Here is a 14,105-nt window from a genome sequence, read left to right as displayed (position 1 = left end):
TTCGCGAGCAAGCCCGCTCCCACATTTTTGACCGCATTTCAGCCCAGCATCGGCACATGCTTGGGATGGCTGGCCACGCGCTTCAACCAGGCTTGCACACCTGGATAGGCGCTCAGGTCAAAGCCACCTTCATCCGCCACATGGGTGTAGGCATACAGCGCCACGTCGGCAATCGAGAATTGGTCGCCCACCAGATACGGTGTCAATTGCAACTGGCGCTCCATCACCTTCAGGGCTTTATAACCGCCCTTGTGCAGCTTCTTATATTCCTCCAGGCGATCTTCCGGCAGCCCCAGGTAAAACTGGATAAACCGCGCCACCGCGATGTACGGCTCGTGGCTGTACTGCTCGAAAAACTGCCACTGCAGAACCTGGGTGCGCAGGCGCGGTTCGCTGGGCAGGAACTCGCTGCCATCGGCCAGGAAGTTGAGAATCGCATTGGACTCCCACAGGCAGGTGCCGTCTTCCAGCTCCAGCACCGGGATCTTGCCGTTGGGGTTCTTGGCCAGGAACTCCGCGGTCTGGGTGTCGCCCTTCAGGATGTCGACATCGATCCACTCATAGTCGATGCCCAACAGGCTGAGCATGAGTTTGACTTTGTAGCAGTTGCCCGATTTGTAATCGCCGTAGACCTTGTACATGGAGGCTCCCCTATGCCGCTTGCGCGTGCTGTGCTTGACGGACCACCGCAGCGAGACGCTTGAGACCTTCGTCCAAGCGCGCCGGGTCGATATGGCTGAAATTGAGCCGCAGGTGACCGTGATGATTGTCCGGCTCGGAAAAGAACGGTTCACCGGGCATGAACGCGATGTCCTGGTCGAGCGCAGGTGCCAACAAGGTGCGGGTATCGAGCGGCTGTTTCAAGGTCAGCCAGAAGAATAATCCGCCCTGGGGTATTTGCCAGTCGGCCAGGTCGCTGAAATGCCGCGCCAGTGCAGCCTGGAAAGCGTCGCGCCGGCCTCGGTAAAAGCTGCGCAACTCTACCAGGTGATGCTGGTATTTCTCGGTGCCGATCCATTGCATCGCCTGCCACTGGCCAACGCGGTTGGTATGCAGGTCGGCTGACTGCTTGAGTTTGAGCAGGTGCGGGAACAGGTCCGGACTGGCGATCAGGTAGCCGACCCGCAGGCCGGGCAACAAGGTCTTGGATACGGTGCCGGTGTAGATCCAGCTGGCCTTTTTCAGTCGGCTGACGATGGGTTGCGCGCTGCCGCCGTCGAAGGTCAGTTCGCGGTAGGGTTCGTCTTCGATCAGGGTTACGCCAAACTCGTCCAGCAACGCGGCGACGGCCTCGCGCTTGGCATCGCTGTAGCGCACCGCCGAAGGGTTCTGGAACGTCGGGATCAGGTAGACGAAGGACGGGCGATGCTGCTCAAGGCTGCTGCGCAAGGCTCTGAGGTCCGGACCGTCCGCCTCAAGCTGTACGGTCAGGCAATCGGCGCCGAACAATTGGAAAATCTGCAATGCCGCAAGGTAAGTCGGGCCTTCCAGGAGGATTTTGGTGCCCTTGTCGATGTACAGCTTGGCCGCCAGGTCCAGGGTTTGCTGGGAGCCGCTGACCACCATGACCTGGCGCGCATCGCAGGCAATACCCAGCACCCGCGCCTCGGCCGCCAGCAATTCACGCAACTGTGGCTCGCCTTCGCTCATGCCGTATTGGCCGATATTCAGCGGCATGCCTTCCCAATCCAGCGTGGGCAGCATCACTTCGGCCGGCAGGCCACCGGCGAAGGACATCACCTGCGGCTTTTGCGCCGCCGCGAGGATTTCACGGATCAGGGAGCTTTTAAGACGCGAAACACGTTCTGAGAAGGCCATAAGGGTCACCGGTAGCAAAGCCTGGGGAAAATACGTCAAACTGCTTGACCGAAATTACGACGACTTGGGCAGATACGTCAATATGCTTGACCTTAAAAACCAGACCAGCCAGCAAACCGCCATGGAAGCCTTCTTCTTCGGCTACCAGGCGTTCACCGCCAAGGCTGACGAAATGCTGGAGCGCCGCGGCTTGAGCCGGGTGCATCAACGCATCGTGTTTTTTATCGCGCGCTACCCGGCCTTGAGCGTCAAGGAGCTGCTGGAACTGCTCGGCGTGAGCAAACAGGCGCTGAACATGCCGTTGCGCCAACTGCAGGAGATGCACCTGGTGGACAGCGTGGCGTCCGAGACCGACAAGCGTAAGCGCCTGCTGGAGTTGACCGAGGAAGGCCGGCGTTTCGAACAATCGCTGCGGCGCGAACAGGTAAAGCTGCTGCAACGGGCGTTTGCCGAGGCAGGCGAGACGGCGGTAGAAGGCTGGCTGGCGGTAAACAAGGCACTCAGTGGCCAATCCTGAATTGCCTTTCATCCCCTTTCGCACACAAAATAGAAAACATTATTTGCTTTATTTGTATACAAAAGCATAATTCGCTTCGTGCGAGTTCCTGACCTATTGGTCAACAAAACCCGCTGGTACCTCAAAGCGCTGCTGCCCACTCATGTGTCCGGCGCTGGAAATAACAATAAAACTCTTGAGGAGTACTTGCTGTGGAAAGCCGCAAATCCGAAGCCCCTACGCTCGACCTCTCGCCAACCCACAACGGTTGGCTGGAACGCCTGTTCAAACTCCGCTTGCATGGCACCACAGTGAAGACCGAGCTGATCGCTGGCCTCACGACCTTTATCACCATGGCCTACATCATCTTCGTCAACCCCAACATCATGGCCGACGCCGGCATCGATCACGGCGCGGCGTTTGTCGCCACCTGCATCGCCGCCGCGCTGGGTTGCCTGCTGATGGGCCTGTACGCCAACTGGCCAGTAGGCCTGGCGCCGGGCATGGGCCTGAACGCGTTTTTCACCTACACCGTGGTCGGGACCATGGGCTACAACTGGGAGACGGCACTGGGTGCGGTGTTTATCTCCGGTGTGTTGTTCATGATCCTGACGCTCTCACGCATTCGCGAGTGGCTGCTCAACAGCATTCCGGTGAGCCTGCGCCATGCCATGGGCGCCGGCGTCGGATTGTTTCTCGGGGTGATCGGCCTGAAAACCGCCGGCATCATCGTGCAAAGCCCGGCCACCCTGATCAAGCTCGGCTCCCTGCATGAACCCGCCCCATTGCTGGCGGCCATCTGCTTCCTGTTGATTGCGATCCTCAGCTACCACCGGGTATTCGGCGCGATCCTGATCAGCATCATCGCCGTGACCCTCGCCGGTTGGGGCCTGGGCCTGGTGGAGTACCACGGCATCATGGCCACCCCGCCAAGCCTGGCACCGACCTGGATGGCCATGGACGTGATGGGCGTGTTCAACGTCAGCATGATCAGCGTGGTGTTCGCCTTCCTGTTTGTGCACATGTTCGACACCGCCGGCACCCTGATGGGCGTGGCCCAGCGCGCAGGCCTGGTGAATGCCGACGGCAAGATCGAAAACCTCTCCCGCGCCCTGAAAGCCGACAGCGCCTCCAGCGTGTTCGGCGCCATGGTCGGCGTGCCGCCAGTCACCAGTTACGTGGAAAGCGCCGCCGGGGTTGCCGCTGGTGGCCGCACCGGGCTGACGGCGGTTACGGTTGGCGTGTTGTTTATCGCAGCGATGTTTTTTGCCCCGCTGGCTGGCATGATTCCGGCCTATGCCACCGCCGGCGCGTTGATTTATGTGGCGATGCTGATGATGAGCGGCATGGCCCATATCAATTGGGACGACGCCACCGACAGCATTCCGGCGATCGTCACGGCCATCATGATGCCCCTGACCTTCTCGGTGGCCGACGGCATCGCCCTGGGTTTCATCACCTACGTGGCGCTGAAGGCCGGCACGGGTAAACACAAGGAAATTTCCATCAGCCTGTGGGTGCTTTGCGCGATCTTCATCGCCAAGTTCGCGTTCCTGTAGGCCAACCCGCTTGACCCTGCCTCACCCCGTCGGGTGGGGCTTTTGTACGAATGGAGGAATGCAATGAGTCTGGAAACCTGGCTGCTGTTCAGCGGCGCTGCGCTGGTGGTGATCCTGATCCCCGGCCCCCTGTCCTTGCTGATGATCAGCAACAGCCTGAACTACGGCCTGCGCCGTTCGTACCCGGCCTTTCTCGGCGGGGTGATTGCTTCCATCTGCCTGCTGAGCGCCTCGGCGCTGGGTTTGGGTGCGTTGTTGCTGGCATCGGAACAGCTGTTCAGCGCCCTGAAGATCGTCGGCGCGCTGTACCTGTTCTACCTCGCCTGGCAGAGCTGGCAGCAATCCCGGCAACCGGCCCACGTCGCCGACGTACCGCAAGTGGCCGCCACCCCGCGTTTTCGTGCGCTGTTTGGCCGGGCCTTTGTGCTGGGCGCCAGCAACCCGAAGGACATCCTGTTTTTCGCCGCCTTCCTGCCGCAATTCCTCAGTGCCCAGCAGGCCTTTTTGCCGCAGTTGCTGATCATGATCGCCACCTGGACCGTGCTCGACCTGCTGTGCAAACTGGCCTACGGCCTCGGCGCCCATGGCGCCGCGCGCTACCTGCGCAGCGGCAGGGGCCAGAGCTGGTTCAACCGGATCAGTGCGGGCTTGTTCACAGGCGCCGGCGCTGCGTCGCTATTGAGCCGCTGAAGATCCAACCCCGATCGCACTGAAGATCGGGGCCGCCTTTATGGTGCAATCAGCAGGCGAAAAAAAGCCCGCAGTGTGAGCGGGCGAAAAACCAACGAAGAGCTTTGGGGGTGTGAAGCGCGGTGACGACTCAGCTACCGCGATAGGTGGAGTAGCTGTAAGGCGAAATCAGCAAAGGCACGTGGTAGTGATCCTGTTCGGCGCTGATGCCGAAGCGCAGCACCACCACATCGAGAAATGCAGGTTCGGGCAGTTGCACACCGCGGGCGCGGTAGTAATCACCGGCGTTGAACTGCAACTGATAGACACCGCTGCGGTAGTCATCGCCTTGCAGCAGGGGTGCATCGCAGCGGCCGTCGCTATTGGTCAGGGTGCTGGCGACCAGCTCAAGCTGTGCGCCCTCGACACGGTACAACTCAACCTTGATTGCGCTGCCAGGGCAGCCATGCGCGGCGTCCAATACGTGTGTGGTCAAACGTCCCATAGCGTCTGCGCGCCTCCCGAAGTCAGTAAAAGTGAAAGACCGCACCTTTTCAGGTCACTGAAAAAGCCGGCGATGGCTGATTAAGACACTTTTCAAAAAAATTGTACACAATAAATTCAACAAGCCTGCGTTCCGTTGCTGACGCCGATACTGTAGGAGCGAGCTTGCTCGCGAAGATCGTTAACGATAACGCAGCGCTTCAGGGTTAACGAGGCGCTCTCAGGTTTTTCGCGAGCAAGCTCGCTCCTACAGTGAATGAGGTTTTTTTCAATTTAGCTGACCAGTCAGGCAGGTTTCTTGCAGTGCTATTCTGCAAAGACCCTGCGGAAAAAATGCAGAAATACAGGCTTACAAAGTGCACACTAAGTTGTATACAATCAGTCATCGTTGTGACGCCACCCAGTCTTTCCGCTGCCCGGCCGCCACACACACCGCTACCACGAACAAGAAGGAAGACTGCAGTGAGCGCTGACTACCCACGCGACCTGATCGGTTACGGCAGTAACCCTCCTCACCCACACTGGCCGGGCAAGGCCCGTATCGCCCTGTCGTTCGTACTCAACTACGAAGAAGGGGGTGAGCGCAACATCCTGCACGGCGACAAAGAGTCGGAAGCCTTCCTGTCCGAGATGGTCTCGGCGCAACCGCTGCAAGGCGAGCGCAACATGAGCATGGAGTCGCTGTACGAATACGGCAGCCGTGCCGGCGTGTGGCGCATCCTCAAGTTGTTCAAGGAATTCGATATCCCGCTGACCATCTTCGCCGTGGCCATGGCCGCCCAGCGCCACCCGGATGTGATCCGCGCGATGGTCGCCGCCGGCCACGAGATCTGCAGCCACGGCTACCGCTGGATCGACTACCAATACATGGATGAGGCCCAGGAACGCGAGCACATGCTCGAAGCGATCCGCATCCTCACCGAACTCACCGGCGAGCGCCCACTGGGCTGGTACACCGGCCGCACCGGCCCCAACACCCGGCGGCTGGTGATGGAGGAAGGCGGCTTCCTCTATGACTGCGACACCTATGACGACGACCTGCCCTACTGGGAACCCAACAACCCGACCGGCAAGCCGCACCTGGTGATCCCCTACACCCTGGACACCAATGACATGCGCTTCACCCAGGTCCAGGGTTTCAACAAGGGCGACGACTTTTTCGAATACCTGAAAGACGCCTTCGACGTGCTGTATGCCGAAGGCGCGGACGCACCGAAAATGCTCTCCATCGGCTTGCACTGCCGCCTGATCGGCCGCCCGGCACGCCTGGCCGCCCTCAAGCGGTTTATCGAATACGCCAAGGGCCATGATCAGGTGTGGTTCACCCGCCGCGTCGACATCGCCCGTCACTGGCATGACGTACACCCTTTCCAGGGAGCCGCCAAATGACCGCGTTCCAAACCCTGAAACCGTCGACCCTGAGCCGCGACGAATTCGTCGCAGCCTTCGCCGACATCTACGAACATTCGCCATGGGTGGCCGAAAAGGCCTTCGACCTGGGCCAGGACGCTTCGATCGACGAGATCGAAACCCTGCACCAGCGCATGAGCGACATCCTGTTGAGCGCCGATCACGCAAGCCAACTGGCCCTGATCAACGCTCACCCGGACCTGGCGGGCAAAGCGGCCGTCCAGGGCCAGTTGACCGAAGCCAGCACTAATGAACAGGCTGGCGCCGGTATTCACCAATGCTCGAGCGACGAGTTTTCGCGCTTCACCGAGCTGAACGATGGCTACAAGGCCAAGTTCAAGTTTCCCTTCATCATGGCGGTAAAAGGCAGCAACCGGCACCAGATCCTTGCCGCGTTTGAAACGCGCATTCACAACTCGGTGGAAGCCGAGTTCAAATGCGCGCTGGCCGAGATCAATAAAATCGCGTTGTTCCGATTACTGACCCTTTAGCAGACCTGGCCCGAGCGATTCATGAACGCCCAGGGCCTGGCGAGCATCCCAAGCCACTTACTTTAAGGCAGACAAGAAGAATGAAAGCGCAACCCGTACCTTTCGAAAAGTTCGTCAACCTGGCCGACGCCCGCCTGGGCACCAAGATCATCTCTGTCACCGATGACTGGTTCGCCGACGCCAACCGTCTGTTCCAGCCGACCCCGGCCGTGTGGAAGGAGGGCGTTTTCGATGACAACGGCAAGTGGATGGACGGCTGGGAGTCGCGCCGCAAGCGCTTCGAAGGCTACGACAGCGCCGTGATCCGCCTGGGCGTACCGGGTTCGATCAAAGGCGTGGACATCGACACTTCATTCTTCACCGGCAACTTCCCGCCATCGGCGTCCCTGGAAGCCTGCTTCCTCGCGAGCGGCGAGCCGGATGACAACACCCAATGGGTTGAAGTGCTGTCGGCTGTAGAGCTGCAAGGCAACAGCCATCACTTCCACGAAATCAACAACGACCAGGCCTTCAGCCACCTGCGTTTCAACATCTACCCGGATGGTGGCGTGGCCCGTCTGCGTGTGTACGGCATTCCGTTCCGCGACTGGTCGGCGGTGGGCGACAACGAACAGGTGGACCTGGCTGCTGCATTGAACGGCGGCCGCGCACTGGCCTGCTCCGATGAACACTTCGGGCGCATGAGCAACATCCTCAACCCGGGCCGTGGCATCAACATGGGCGATGGCTGGGAAACCGCACGTCGTCGTACGCCGGGCAATGACTGGGTGATCGTCGCACTGGGCCACCCGGGCGAGATCGAGAAGATCGTGGTCGACACCCTGCACTTCAAGGGCAACTACCCGGACACTTGCTCGATCCAGGGCGCATTCGTGAAGGGCGGCACCGACAGCCAGATCGAAACCCAATCGCTGTTCTGGCGCGAACTGCTGCCGGCGCAGAAACTGGAAATGCACGCTGAACACACGTTTGCCGAGCAGATCAAGGCGCTGGGCCCGATCACCCACATTCGTCTGAATGTGTTCCCGGATGGTGGTGTGAGCCGCCTGCGGGTTCTCGGTAAGGTCTCGAAGTAACACCCGATCGTTCCCACGCTCTGCGTGGGAATGCATACCGTGACGCTCTGCGTCACAAGAGCGGACGCAGAGCGTCCAGGGCGGCGTTCCCACGCAGAGCGTGGGAACGATCCATACACAAGATTAAGAAGACAGCCATGCGCACACTGATGATCGAACCCCTGACCAAAGAAGCCTTCGCCCCTTTCGGAGACGTTATCGAAACCGATGGCAGCGATCACTTCATGATCAACAACGGGTCGACCATGCGCTTTCATAAACTGGCGACGGTTGAAACCGCCACGCCAGAAGATAACGCGATCATCAGCATCTTCCGCGCCGACGCGCAGGACATGCCGCTGACAGTGTGCATGCTGGAACGACACCCGCTGGGCAGCCAGGCTTTCATCCCGCTGCTCGGCAACCCCTTTCTGATCGTGGTCGCGCCACTTGGCGATGAACCTGTATCGGGCTTGGTCCGCGCCTTCGTTACCAACGGCAGGCAGGGCATTAATTACCATCGCGGCGTCTGGCACCACCCGGTGCTGACGATCGAAAAGCGGGATGACTTCCTGGTGGTTGATCGCAGTGGCACAGGCAATAACTGCGATGAGCATTTTTTCAAAGAGGATGAGCGGTTGATCCTCGCCCCCCACCAATAAGAGAAGGTCTGATCACTCGACGACAGAGTGACAGGCGAGAGGTAAAGACTGTGGAAGCACATTTGATGGAATGGCTGAACCTGAGCGTGCGCTGGGTTCACATGATCACTGGCGTCGCCTGGATCGGCGCTTCGTTCTACTTCGTCTGGCTGGAAAACAACCTCAACCGCGTCAACCCCAAGGACGGCCTCGCCGGTGACTTGTGGGCGATCCACGGTGGCGGTATCTACCACCTGGAAAAATACAAACTGGCCCCGCCGACCATGCCGGACAACCTGCACTGGTTCAAATGGGAAGCCTACTTCACCTGGATGTCCGGCATCGCGCTGCTGTGCGTGGTGTTCTACGCCAACCCGACCTTGTACCTGCTGGCCCCGGGCAGCAGCCTCAGCGGTCCGGAAGGTGTGTTGCTGGGCCTAGGCTCGCTGCTGGCCGGCTGGTTCATCTACTCCTTTCTGTGCGACTCGGCACTGGGCAAGCGCCCTGCCCTGCTCGGCCTGATCCTGTTCGTACTGTTGATTGCCGCCGCGTACGGCTTCAGCAAGGTGTTCAGCGGTCGTGGTGCGTACCTGCATGTGGGCGCCGTGATCGGCACCATCATGGTGGGCAACGTGTTCCGCATCATCATGCCGGCCCAGCGTGCACTGGTGGCGGCCATCGCGGAAAACCGCACACCCGACCCGGCACTGCCGGCCAAGGGTTTGCTGCGTTCGCGTCATAACAACTACTTCACCTTGCCGGTGCTGTTCATCATGATCAGCAACCACTTCCCGAGCACCTACGGCAGCCAATACAACTGGCTGATCCTCGCAGGTATCGCGGTGGCGGCGGTGTTGGTGCGTCACTACTTCAACACCCGTCATAACAGCCAGAAATATGCCTGGACCTTGCCGGTTGGCGCACTGGCAATGATTTGCCTGGCCTACGTGACCGGCCCAAAACCGGTGGCGACTGCACCGGAAGTGGCCAAGGCGCCAGCGGCCATCGAGTACCAGCCGCTGCCGGAAACGGCGTTGGGTGGCGGGCTTAAACCGGCTGCTCCAGCGGCACCTGCACCGGCACCTGCCGAAGCAGCACCGGCCCAGGCATCGATTGATTTTGACAAGGTCCACGGGGTGATCCAGGAGCGCTGCGCGGTGTGCCATTCGGCCAAGCCGACAAGCCCGCTGTTCAGCACCGCGCCGGCCGGGGTGATGTTTGATACGCCGCAGCAGATCCAGCAAATGGCCCCGCGCATCCAGGCACAGGCCGTGGCCAGCCAGATCATGCCGCTGGGCAATATCACCCAGATGACCCAGCAGGAACGGGACTTGATTGGCACCTGGATCACTCAGGGGGCGCGTACCAACTGACTGATTAACGCAGGACTAGTGTGGGAGCGGGCTTGCTCGCGAATGCGGTGTGTCATTCAACACTTCAGGTGACTGAACCACCGCGTTCGCGAGCAAGCCCGCTCCCACATGGGATCTGCGGTGTGCTTTGACGAATGAGTTCCACACGGCAATTGAATGCCGAACAACACAACAATAAAAAGATCCGAGGTGTTGCATGTCCCAGCTAGAAACGCAGACTCCTGCCGCGCCCGCCATGGTGCGGCTGCCCCTCTTGCAACTGATTCTGGTAGGCCTGCAACACGTCTTGCTGATGTACGGCGGCGCCGTCGCCGTGCCTTTGATCATCGGCCAGGCCGCAGGCCTGAGCCGTGAAGAAATCGCCTTCCTGATCAACGCCGACCTGCTGGTGGCGGGCATCGCAACCATGGTCCAGTCCTTCGGCATCGGCCCGGTAGGCATTCGTATGCCGGTGATGATGGGCGCCAGTTTCGCCGCTGTCGGCAGCATGGTGGCCATGGCCGGCATGCCCGGCATCGGCCTGCAGGGGATCTTCGGTGCGACCATCGCCGCCGGTTTTTTCGGCATGGTGATCGCGCCGTTCATGTCCAAGGTCGTGCGCTTCTTTCCACCGCTGGTGACCGGTACCGTGATCACCGCCATTGGTCTTTCGCTGTTTCCCGTCGCGGTCAATTGGGCCGGCGGTGGCGCAGCGGCGTCCACGTTTGGCTCACCGATTTACCTGGCGATTGCCGCGCTGGTGCTGGCCACCATCCTGCTGATCAACCGTTTCATGCGCGGCTTCTGGGTGAATATCTCGGTGCTGATCGGCATGGCCCTCGGCTACGGGCTGTGCGGGATGATCGGCATGGTCGACCTCAGCGGCCTGGCGCGCGCCCCGTGGGTGCAAGTGGTGACGCCACTGCATTTCGGCATGCCCAAGTTCGAGTTGGCACCGATCCTGTCGATGTGCCTGGTGGTGGTGATCATCTTCGTCGAGTCCACCGGGATGTTCCTCGCCCTGGGCAAGATCACCGGCCAGGAAGTCACGCCGAAAATGCTCCGCCGTGGCCTGTTGTGTGACGCCGGCGCATCGTTTTTTGCCGGGTTCTTCAACACCTTCACCCACTCCTCGTTCGCGCAGAACATCGGCCTGGTGCAGATGACCGGCGTGCGCTGCCGTTCGGTGACGATCGTGGCCGGCGCGTTCCTGATTGTGCTGAGCCTGCTGCCCAAGGCCGCCTTTTTGGTAGCGTCGATTCCACCCGCAGTGCTGGGCGGCGCGGCGATTGCCATGTTCGGCATGGTGGCAGCCACCGGGATCAAGATCCTCCAGGAAGCCGACATTGCCGACCGTCGTAACCAGTTGCTGGTGGCGGTGAGTATCGGCATGGGATTGATCCCGGTGGTACGTCCCGAATTCTTTGCACAGTTGCCGCTATGGATGAGCCCGATCACTCACAGCGGCATCGCCATGGCCACGATCAGCGCGCTGTCGCTGAACCTGTTATTCAACATCCTGGGTGGCGCCGAACGCGCTGCCCCAAGCGCTCACGCACACCCACATTGATTCCTGCGTCACAACAAAAACAATAACGATCAGGGAACACACCATGTACGCCATTCACCCGGGGCCGGCCACGCGCCGTGCCCCATTCTCGCCCCGCGCGCTCTTTAACGGCGCACTTGAGCACAGGCCTGGGAGTCAGTATTCTCGGCGCCCGCTCAAATCGACTCAAAAAAAAACAGCGAATGTAAAAGCTGACTGCAAGGCCAACTTATCCCGGCCCCACGTCCGCAGCCAACGTGTGCAAAAACTCTCCGAATTCGACTGTGTTCATCACAGCCGACGGGGATTTTTTGGCTTTTTAAACACCTTGGCGCAGCTCTTGCTAAAAGCATCAAAGCTGACCGAACAGACGATTTTTGCGGCAAGCCAAAAGACGCCACACCAGAGCGTCCGCTTAGAAAAAAAACCAGAAACCTTTACCTCGGGAGCAACCGAATGAAACGTACCGTGAACAGCCTGATGCTGGCAGGATCCCTGCTGGCCGGGGGCCAGGCCATGGCCGGTGATCTGCTGCAGTGGCAGAACAACAGCCTGACTTATCTGTGGGGCAAGAACTTCACTGTTAACCCGCAGATCCAGCAAACCGTGACCTTCGAACACGCCGATGCGTGGAAGTACGGCGACAACTTCTTCTTCCTCGACCGCATCTTTTACAACGGCAAGGAAGACGGCAATGTCGGCCCGAGTACTTACTACGGTGAGTTCAGCCCACGCTTGTCGTTCGGCAAGATTTTCGACAAGGACTTGTCGTTCGGTCCGATCAAGGACGTGTTGCTGGCGTTCACTTACGAGTTCGGCGAAGGCGACAACGAGTCGTACTTGCTCGGCCCGGGCTTCGACCTGGCAATCCCTGGTTTCGACTACTTCCAGCTGAACTTCTACCAGCGCCAGACCGAAGGCAATCGCCCGGGTGACGGCGTATGGCAGATCACACCGGTGTGGTCGTACACGATCCCGGTGGGCAACTCCAATGTGCTGATCGACGGCTTCATGGACTGGGTGGTGGATAACGACAAGAACGCCCGCGGCACTTACCACGCCAACCTGCACTTCAACCCGCAGATCAAATATGACCTGGGCAAGGCGTTGCATTGGGGCGAGAAGCAGTTGTATGTCGGTATCGAATACGACTACTGGAAGAACAAGTACGGGATCCAGGACAGCGGCGCGTTCGAGACCAACCAGGACACTGCGAGCCTGTTGGTGAAGTACCACTTCTAACCACACCGCCTATCCCCTGTGGAATCGGGTTTATGTGGGAGCGGGCTTGCTCGCGAATACGGTGGGTCAGTCAATACATCTGGCGACTGACACACCGCATTCGCGAGCAAGCCAGCTCCCACACAAGCCCGCTCCCACATTCAGTCCGGTGTCAGGCCCAGGAACCGCTGCAACTCTTCGCGCTTGGCCAGCGCATCCCGCCTTCCCAATTCGATCAATTCGCTGCAATACCCCGCCTCGAACAGCAGGTAACTGAGCACCCCCGCGCCACTGGTTTTGGTCGCCCCCGGCCCGCGCAGAAACAGGCGCAATGCCGCCGGCAATTCCTGGCGGTGACGTGCCGCGATTTCGTCGATTGGCTGACTGGGAGCGATCACCAATACTTCCACTGGCGCCAAACCTTGTATCGCCGCGTTGGCCGGCAACACGTGGCTGAACTGGTTCAGGCGCTCGAGCAATTCGATATCGCTTTCCAGGCTGTCGATGAACGTGCTGTTGAGCATGTGCCCGCCGATCTGCGCCAACGTCGGCTCCTGGCCGGTGAAGGTGCGCGCCGGGTTCGATGGATCGTTGCCACGCGGGTTGCCACTGACCCCCACCACCAGCACGCGGCTGGCGCCCAGGTGCAACGCAGGACTGATCGGCGCCGACTGGCGCACCGCCCCGTCACCAAAATATTCCTGGCCGAGTTTGACCGGCGCAAACAGCAACGGAATCGCCGAGCTGGCCAGCAAGTGTTCAACGGTCAATTGGGTGGGAATGCCGATGCGCCGATGCCGCAACCAGGCATCGATGGTGCCGCCGCCCTGATAGAAGGTCACGGCTTGCCCGGACTCGTACCCGAACGCGGTCACCGCCACAGCATGAAGGTGTTTCTCGCGGATCGACTGCGCGATACCTTCCAGGTGCAGTTTGTCGCGCAACAAGTCCCGCAGCGGCGAACTGTTGAGCAGCGCCACTGGCTCGTGCGCCCCCATCCCCAGCAGGCTGTGGATAAGGAATCGACTGGCCTGGCTGATCACCCCGGGCCAGTCGCTGCGCAGCACCAGGTGGCTGCGAAAGCCCTGCCAGAAGGCGGTCAGGCGCTGGATGGCGGCGGTAAAGTCCATGGCGCCACTGGCCAGGCTCACCGCATTGATCGCCCCGGCCGAGGTGCCGACGATCACCGGAAACGGATTGGCCGCGCCCGGCGGCAACAGCTCGGCTATCGCCGCCAATACCCCCACCTGATAGGCGGCCCGCGCCCCGCCGCCGGAAAGAATCAAGCCTGTGACCGGTTCAGCTGGGCGCATTGCATCACTCCATGGTGCTTGGGGACT

The 14,105-nt window shown here is 60.3% G+C and carries 15 protein-coding genes; 11 read left to right on the top strand and 4 right to left on the bottom strand.

Going from position 1 to position 14,105, the window contains the following annotated elements; genetic code table 11:
* Positions 1-38: 38 nt before the first annotated feature.
* Positions 39-641: a glutathione S-transferase family protein gene (locus tag HX839_RS28585; RefSeq protein ID WP_008432197.1), complete on the bottom strand. Its 603-nt coding sequence runs from the start codon at positions 639-641 to the stop codon at positions 39-41.
* A gap of 10 nt (positions 642-651) precedes the next feature.
* Positions 652-1,818, bottom strand: coding sequence for a PLP-dependent aminotransferase family protein (locus HX839_RS28580; protein ID WP_003212839.1), 1,167 nt, complete (start codon positions 1,816-1,818; stop codon positions 652-654).
* A gap of 82 nt (positions 1,819-1,900) precedes the next feature.
* Between HX839_RS28580 and HX839_RS28575 the strand changes: the two genes are divergently transcribed.
* The 3 genes from HX839_RS28575 to HX839_RS28565 all read left to right on the top strand — a co-directional run bounded on the left by HX839_RS28575 (position 1,901) and on the right by HX839_RS28565 (position 4,563).
* Positions 1,901-2,335 carry a MarR family winged helix-turn-helix transcriptional regulator gene (locus tag HX839_RS28575; RefSeq protein WP_003212841.1) on the top strand — a complete coding sequence of 145 codons (435 nt, stop codon included), beginning with the start codon at positions 1,901-1,903 and terminating at the stop codon, positions 2,333-2,335.
* 191 nt (positions 2,336-2,526) lie between these two features.
* Positions 2,527-3,873 carry an NCS2 family permease gene (locus tag HX839_RS28570; protein WP_063031998.1) on the top strand — a complete coding sequence of 449 codons (1,347 nt, stop codon included), beginning with the start codon at positions 2,527-2,529 and terminating at the stop codon, positions 3,871-3,873.
* Positions 3,874-3,936: 63 nt separating this feature from the next.
* Positions 3,937-4,563, top strand: coding sequence for a LysE family translocator (locus tag HX839_RS28565; RefSeq protein ID WP_008432192.1), 627 nt, complete (start codon positions 3,937-3,939; stop codon positions 4,561-4,563).
* Between the two features lie 130 nt (positions 4,564-4,693).
* Here the strand turns inward: HX839_RS28565 and uraH are convergent, their stop codons facing one another.
* The gene (gene uraH / locus HX839_RS28560; RefSeq protein WP_134326010.1) at positions 4,694-5,047 is read right to left on the bottom strand and encodes a hydroxyisourate hydrolase; all 354 of its coding nucleotides are present in this window, start codon (positions 5,045-5,047) and stop codon (positions 4,694-4,696) included.
* A 461-nt stretch (positions 5,048-5,508) separates the two neighbouring features.
* Between uraH and puuE the strand changes: the two genes are divergently transcribed.
* The 8 genes from puuE (at position 5,509) to HX839_RS28520 (ending at position 12,786) form a co-directional block, all read left to right on the top strand.
* Positions 5,509-6,435, top strand: coding sequence for an allantoinase PuuE (gene puuE, locus HX839_RS28555; protein ID WP_008432189.1), 927 nt, complete (start codon positions 5,509-5,511; stop codon positions 6,433-6,435).
* Positions 6,432-6,947: a 2-oxo-4-hydroxy-4-carboxy-5-ureidoimidazoline decarboxylase gene (uraD, locus tag HX839_RS28550; protein ID WP_087694786.1), complete on the top strand. Its 516-nt coding sequence runs from the start codon at positions 6,432-6,434 to the stop codon at positions 6,945-6,947. The genes puuE and uraD overlap by 4 nt, the downstream gene beginning before the upstream one ends.
* An 80-nt stretch (positions 6,948-7,027) precedes the next feature.
* On the top strand, positions 7,028-8,023 hold the full coding sequence (gene alc / locus HX839_RS28545; RefSeq protein ID WP_003209112.1) for an allantoicase: 996 nt from the start codon (positions 7,028-7,030) through the stop codon (positions 8,021-8,023).
* 137 nt (positions 8,024-8,160) lie between these two features.
* Complete coding sequence (locus tag HX839_RS28540) at positions 8,161-8,664, top strand: ureidoglycolate lyase (RefSeq protein WP_003209110.1); 504 nt, start codon at positions 8,161-8,163, stop codon at positions 8,662-8,664.
* Positions 8,665-8,714: 50 nt separating this feature from the next.
* Positions 8,715-10,016: a urate hydroxylase PuuD gene (locus HX839_RS28535; RefSeq protein WP_008432185.1), complete on the top strand. Its 1,302-nt coding sequence runs from the start codon at positions 8,715-8,717 to the stop codon at positions 10,014-10,016.
* Between the two features lie 196 nt (positions 10,017-10,212).
* Complete coding sequence (locus tag HX839_RS28530) at positions 10,213-11,565, top strand: nucleobase:cation symporter-2 family protein (protein ID WP_087694784.1); 1,353 nt, start codon at positions 10,213-10,215, stop codon at positions 11,563-11,565.
* A 43-nt stretch (positions 11,566-11,608) separates the two neighbouring features.
* A complete protein-coding gene (locus HX839_RS28525) occupies positions 11,609-12,004 on the top strand; it encodes a hypothetical protein (protein WP_134326009.1) in 396 nt (131 codons plus the stop codon).
* Positions 12,001-12,786 carry an outer membrane protein OmpK gene (locus HX839_RS28520; RefSeq protein ID WP_003209104.1) on the top strand — a complete coding sequence of 262 codons (786 nt, stop codon included), beginning with the start codon at positions 12,001-12,003 and terminating at the stop codon, positions 12,784-12,786. Before HX839_RS28525 ends, HX839_RS28520 begins: the two co-directional genes overlap by 4 nt.
* Before the next feature lie 140 nt (positions 12,787-12,926).
* Here the strand turns inward: HX839_RS28520 and HX839_RS28515 are convergent, their stop codons facing one another.
* Positions 12,927-14,078: a patatin-like phospholipase family protein gene (locus HX839_RS28515; protein WP_177068060.1), complete on the bottom strand. Its 1,152-nt coding sequence runs from the start codon at positions 14,076-14,078 to the stop codon at positions 12,927-12,929.
* Between the last annotated feature and the right edge of the window lie 27 nt (positions 14,079-14,105).

The organism is Pseudomonas sp. I8001, from assembly GCF_013385345.1.
In the GTDB taxonomy this organism is placed as follows: Bacteria; Pseudomonadota; Gammaproteobacteria; order Pseudomonadales; family Pseudomonadaceae; genus Aquipseudomonas.
This window is presented reverse-complemented; position numbering and strand designations above follow the sequence as displayed.

Coding starts and splice junctions, on each gene's coding strand:
- HX839_RS28565 (WP_008432192.1), top strand. CDS start 3,937: ATGAGTCTGGAAACCTGGCTGCTGTTCAGCGGCGCTGCGCTGGTGGTG.
- HX839_RS28520 (WP_003209104.1), top strand. CDS start 12,001: ATGAAACGTACCGTGAACAGCCTGATGCTGGCAGGATCCCTGCTGGCC.
- HX839_RS28575 (WP_003212841.1), top strand. CDS start 1,901: ATGCTTGACCTTAAAAACCAGACCAGCCAGCAAACCGCCATGGAAGCC.
- alc (WP_003209112.1), top strand. CDS start 7,028: ATGAAAGCGCAACCCGTACCTTTCGAAAAGTTCGTCAACCTGGCCGAC.
- HX839_RS28540 (WP_003209110.1), top strand. CDS start 8,161: ATGCGCACACTGATGATCGAACCCCTGACCAAAGAAGCCTTCGCCCCT.
- HX839_RS28585 (WP_008432197.1), bottom strand. CDS start 641: ATGTACAAGGTCTACGGCGATTACAAATCGGGCAACTGCTACAAAGTC.
- HX839_RS28515 (WP_177068060.1), bottom strand. CDS start 14,078: ATGCGCCCAGCTGAACCGGTCACAGGCTTGATTCTTTCCGGCGGCGGG.
- uraD (WP_087694786.1), top strand. CDS start 6,432: ATGACCGCGTTCCAAACCCTGAAACCGTCGACCCTGAGCCGCGACGAA.
- HX839_RS28580 (WP_003212839.1), bottom strand. CDS start 1,818: ATGGCCTTCTCAGAACGTGTTTCGCGTCTTAAAAGCTCCCTGATCCGT.
- uraH (WP_134326010.1), bottom strand. CDS start 5,047: ATGGGACGTTTGACCACACACGTATTGGACGCCGCGCATGGCTGCCCT.
- HX839_RS28525 (WP_134326009.1), top strand. CDS start 11,609: ATGTACGCCATTCACCCGGGGCCGGCCACGCGCCGTGCCCCATTCTCG.
- HX839_RS28530 (WP_087694784.1), top strand. CDS start 10,213: ATGTCCCAGCTAGAAACGCAGACTCCTGCCGCGCCCGCCATGGTGCGG.